At 38.2% G+C, this 4,561-nt stretch carries 4 protein-coding genes; all 4 read right to left on the reverse strand.

The window, feature by feature from the left end; all coding sequences use genetic code 11:
- Positions 1-61: 61 nt before the first annotated feature.
- Entirely contained in the window at positions 62-1,192 is a 1,131-nt protein-coding gene (locus AC1D0Y_RS29275; protein WP_477708424.1) for a GerAB/ArcD/ProY family transporter, read from the reverse strand.
- A gap of 283 nt (positions 1,193-1,475) precedes the next feature.
- Positions 1,476-2,570: a GerAB/ArcD/ProY family transporter gene (locus AC1D0Y_RS29280; RefSeq protein WP_477708425.1), complete on the reverse strand. Its 1,095-nt coding sequence runs from the start codon at positions 2,568-2,570 to the stop codon at positions 1,476-1,478.
- A 25-nt stretch (positions 2,571-2,595) separates the two neighbouring features.
- Positions 2,596-3,819: a Ger(x)C family spore germination protein gene (locus tag AC1D0Y_RS29285; protein WP_477708426.1), complete on the reverse strand. Its 1,224-nt coding sequence runs from the start codon at positions 3,817-3,819 to the stop codon at positions 2,596-2,598.
- The coding region (locus AC1D0Y_RS29290; protein WP_477708427.1) for a spore germination protein at positions 3,809-4,561 on the reverse strand (753 nt) is incomplete at its 5' end. The genes AC1D0Y_RS29290 and AC1D0Y_RS29285, both read right to left, overlap by 11 nt.

The following is a 4,561-nucleotide window of genomic DNA, read 5'->3' on the forward strand; positions in this document are numbered from 1 at the left end:
AATTTTTCTACATTTTATATAAATATAAAAGCTTGATTTGGCAGATAAACTTGTACATATTTCATTCTACTAGAGTGGACTCAGATTTCTTAATACTGGCTCTATTTCTAAAGAAAGCCACAAKAAGAAGCAAAAGAGGAACTAYGACTTGAAGTGGAATATCTAGATAAAATGGTAGTGTTTTAATCCCCTCTTGTACAAGCTCCTCATAATTATTGGCTAGMGACAAGGAATAGAGTAAAATAACAAACCCTAAGGGGTAGCATAAGYTAGATGAAGATTTAATCTTAAATAAATTTGTTGTACCTATCACAACAGCATAGAAAAACACACTTATTCTAAYAAAYCCTCCAATAACGGCTGCAAGCATAAAAAACACGTCAAGACGCTCTAAAAAATCAGCTACYTGAATACTCTGAACMGTACTTAAAAGAGGAAATTGTGAACGTGCTGTAAGACTTACACCTAATACACTCACATTTATTAGCATAGTAATCATTAAATTGRTCCCTGTTAATCCAATAGCGCTTAATCCAATAGCGCTTAATCCAATTCCTTTATTCATATTTTTTACATAAGGTAAAATCATCAAAAACACAACCATTTCACCAAATGGAAAATATATATTTTGAGTCAAAGCAACCTTTAAAGGTAAACCAATTCCTTCTTCTAATACAGGTTTTAAATTAGCCAARTCAATTAAACCAGAACATACAATAAGAATGAATCCAGAAATGGCAAACAGRTAGATTAACATAAAYAGAAGCTGACTAGACCTTGCCAAGACTTCAATTCCTTTGCTAACGGTATAGATAACAACAAACATTAATAAGGCATTGACAATAAATAAGGGAGTATCGGGATAGGCAAATGTCAATAACATGTCGCCAAAATCCCGAATGACTCTGGCAGCAAGGTTTGCGAAATAGAAAATATAAAGAAATGAAAAGAGACGACCAATCCATTTCCCCATAATTTTTGGGATGAATTCTACAAGTAATAGGTCAGGGTAATAACGATACAGCTGATAGTAGATTAAAAATAGGAGACCTCCCCCTATCATTCCGAACATAATGGATAGCCAAGCATCTTGCTTCGCTTCTATAGCAACAGGGAGAAGAAAAGCACTTCCAAATTCAAACAGCATCATTAAGGTAAATAGTTGACTTCCACTAATTTTTGCTTTTTCCACTAGACAATTACCTCCTTATGATGGCTATCTTATTAACTGGAAGTCATTGGTTATTTGCTTTTCTTAACTTAAAGTACGCATATATACTTAATAGAATGGCTATCGTCATTATACAAGTAAGAGGAAATAGAATTGTGTTAATAAAATGATCATAAACCCAACTATAAATAAAAATCACCTCAAATATTTTAAATCCTTATTAATAAATAATTACCTCTAGTAATTCAATAGATCTTAATAATTGCTTCATCCTCAAGCACTACTATACATAAAATATTTCTTTTTACGTCTTACTCCTATTTTTGAAGAAAGCAATAAGGAGAAGCAAAAGAGGAATAACTGCGAAGAGAGGCATTTGCAGAACTAATGGTACTATTTGAATTCCTTCATGGAGATGTTCTTGAAAATTGCTCGCAATCGTGATAGACATAAATAGAATGACTAGCCCCAACGGATATGAAAGCCGTGAAGGTGATTTAATCTTAAATAAGTTAGCTGTTCCTATGACAGCCGCATAAAATAACACGCTAATTTTAAAGAAAATACCAATCACTAAAGCAAGCATAAAAAATACATCAAGACGTTCTAAGAAATCAGCAACTTGAATAGCTTGCACCGTACTAAGAAGAGGGAACTGTGAACGTGCTGTCAAATCTACGCCTAACACACTCACATTAATCATCATCGTAAGGGCCAAATTGATGCCACTTAATCCGATGACAGACAGTATCGTTACTTTAGCCTTCTTGGGATTTTTCAAGTAGGGAAAAATCATTGTAAACGCAATGGCTTCCGTAAAAGGAAAATACAGGGTCTGAGTCACTGCTACTTTTAGAACCGGTAACAAGCCTTCTTCAAGTACGGGCTTTAAGTGTGTAACGTCGAGTAAACCTGAAGAAACAATCAAAATAAATCCAACAATCGCCAGAGCATACATGAAAATAAACAGGAGCTCTCCTGATCGAGCAATAACCTCAATTCCTTGTCGAATGGTATAAATAATGACCAGCATCAATAAGGCATTCGCTATAAACAAAGGCGTATCGGCATAGGCAAAGGTTAACAACATTTCACCAAAATCACGTAGAACCCTTGAAGCATCATACATAAAGTAAAGAACATAGATAACGGCAATTATCGTTCCAAGGACTTTGCCTAAGATCTTTTGCATGTACTCTGTAGGCAAGAAATCCGGATAATAGGTATACAGTTTATGATAGACTAAAAATAGAGCCAGGCTACCTAGCATGCCAAGTAGAATCGCCAACCAGGCATCCTGTTTGGCATCTATGGCAAGAGGTACCAGTAAGGCACTGCCTAATTCAAATAGTTCCATTAAAATAAATAATTGAACTGCACTAATTTTAGCTTTCTCCATTTAATTGGTACCTCCTTTCTTATCGTTACTGATTCTCTTTTACTCCTGAAAGAAACGACTTATTTCGTAGGCCAGCACGACGCACATAGGATTCTACGGTAATGTCGACTTTTGATTTTGGGAAATGCACATCATTCCATTCGGATTTTATTTTTTTCCATTCTTTTGGTCTCGAACTGTGAATGGCTTCGCCAAATCCAAGGAAATCTGTTTTATCTTTTTGCGCACGTTCAATAGCCATCTTCAACTCTTTTTTAATTTCTTTCCTCACTGATTGTTCTATTTTTGCGATGACATTTGGATTGGTGATATCTACAGGTACCTCCATTTCACCAATATCTCCTTCTACACGGGTATGAACTGAAATATGAGGTTGTCCATTCTTTATTTGAGCAGACACACTTGTTTTTTGACGGACAGTTTGATAAGCAATGGCTTCTTTTCTCCCTCCCCAATCAATATTAATATCGGTACCTTGGATTTTATCTAAAATCCATACCGTTCCTCTTGCTGTTTTTCCATACAACCAATCCACTAACTTTCCTTGTTTTAAAACGGCAATTCCAGAAGCCCGAAGCGTTACTTCAGGCGCACTTTCTTGAAGGTTCTCTAACGTTCGTCCTTGCTTATGATCTCCAACCATACGAAATCCTCCTACAACGGCTTTCCCTCCAGGAGACTCAAGCCCCATCATGACGTCTTGGAGAGATACTTTTATGTTCTCTCCCCATTTTTTTTGAGTAAATTCTAACGTTTTCAGCACTTTATTCGCTGGAATTTTATCAACGGGTGTTAATGTTTTGACAAGGTCTGCGGCACTGGTGTGATTTGCAATTACCATAGTGGCAGTAGCTCGAAAGTCTGGATCTCGATCAAAAGCATCTATCAAAACGTTCATCCCATCTTCTCTTGCTAGCTTTTCACCAATAACTAACAGATTTGTATGTGCATAATATACACGTCGTGAAATCCTACTGGAAGCCCGTCTACTTGCTTCAACTAAATTATCGCCGGAATCCCAATAGATGGTAACAGGTGGACTTTGCGTACCACCTCCGCCTACCAGTCCTCCAGCCACGTTTCCTGGATTAATAATTTGAAGCGTGACCGTGTATCTTCCATCTTCTGTTTTGTCAACACCCATGGCTGATACAATGGCAAGGTCGGTTAACTCTTTTTTACTCCAACAACTAGAGAGCAAGAGTGCCATTATCATCATTAATAAAAGAAGACTTCCTTTACGCTTCATTGTTGTCACCTTCTTCAAAGTCTCGGTTCACCATACCGCGAGATGCAGGAGGCTGTGGGCGTTGATTTGTCCCTTCTCGAATCGTATTGGCACTAATTAATCTCGGTCGTTGTCTTAATGTCCACCAGGGTAGTCGTACCACTGTATCCCCATTATTGACGGGTATAAATGGGGCGAATGGCGCCATATAGGGCACACCGAATGAACGTAAGCTGCATAGGTGAACGACCATCATGAGAAGGCAGAGAATAATACCATAGAAACCAAATGTGGCAGCACCTAACATAAATAAAAAGCGAATTAAGCGAGCCGAAATGGCCATATCAAAGGACGGCGTGGCAAAGCTAGCAATCGCGGTGATAGAGACGATAATGACCATAGCTGGTGACACAATACCAGCTTGAACGGCTGCTTGCCCAATTACAAGAGCTCCAACAATGGAGACGGCCGAACCAATCGCTTTTGGCAATCGAATCCCTGCCTCGCGTAAAATTTCAAAGGTGACCTCCATGAGTAGAGCTTCCACGAATGCTGGAAAGGGGACGGATTCTCTCTGTGCAGCAATGGCTACAATAAGTGTTGTGGGTACCATCTCTTGATGAAAGGTTGTGACAGCAACATAGGTAGCAGGTGCAATAAGAGAAATCAGAAACATAGCAATGCGTAACATACGAATCGATGTGGCAATGTCAAAACGGGCATAATAATCCTCAGCCGACTGGAAAAATTGGATGAATAAAGC

The sequence above is a fragment of the Priestia sp. P1_B12_1 genome, assembly GCF_056406695.1.

What these genes read in the sequence shown, in the direction of transcription:
- AC1D0Y_RS29280 (WP_477708425.1), bottom strand. Translation starts at nt 2,570, where the DNA reads ATGGAGAAAGCTAAAATTAGTGCAGTTCAATTATTTATTTTAATGGAA.
- AC1D0Y_RS29285 (WP_477708426.1), bottom strand. Translation starts at nt 3,819, where the DNA reads ATGAAGCGTAAAGGAAGTCTTCTTTTATTAATGATGATAATGGCACTC.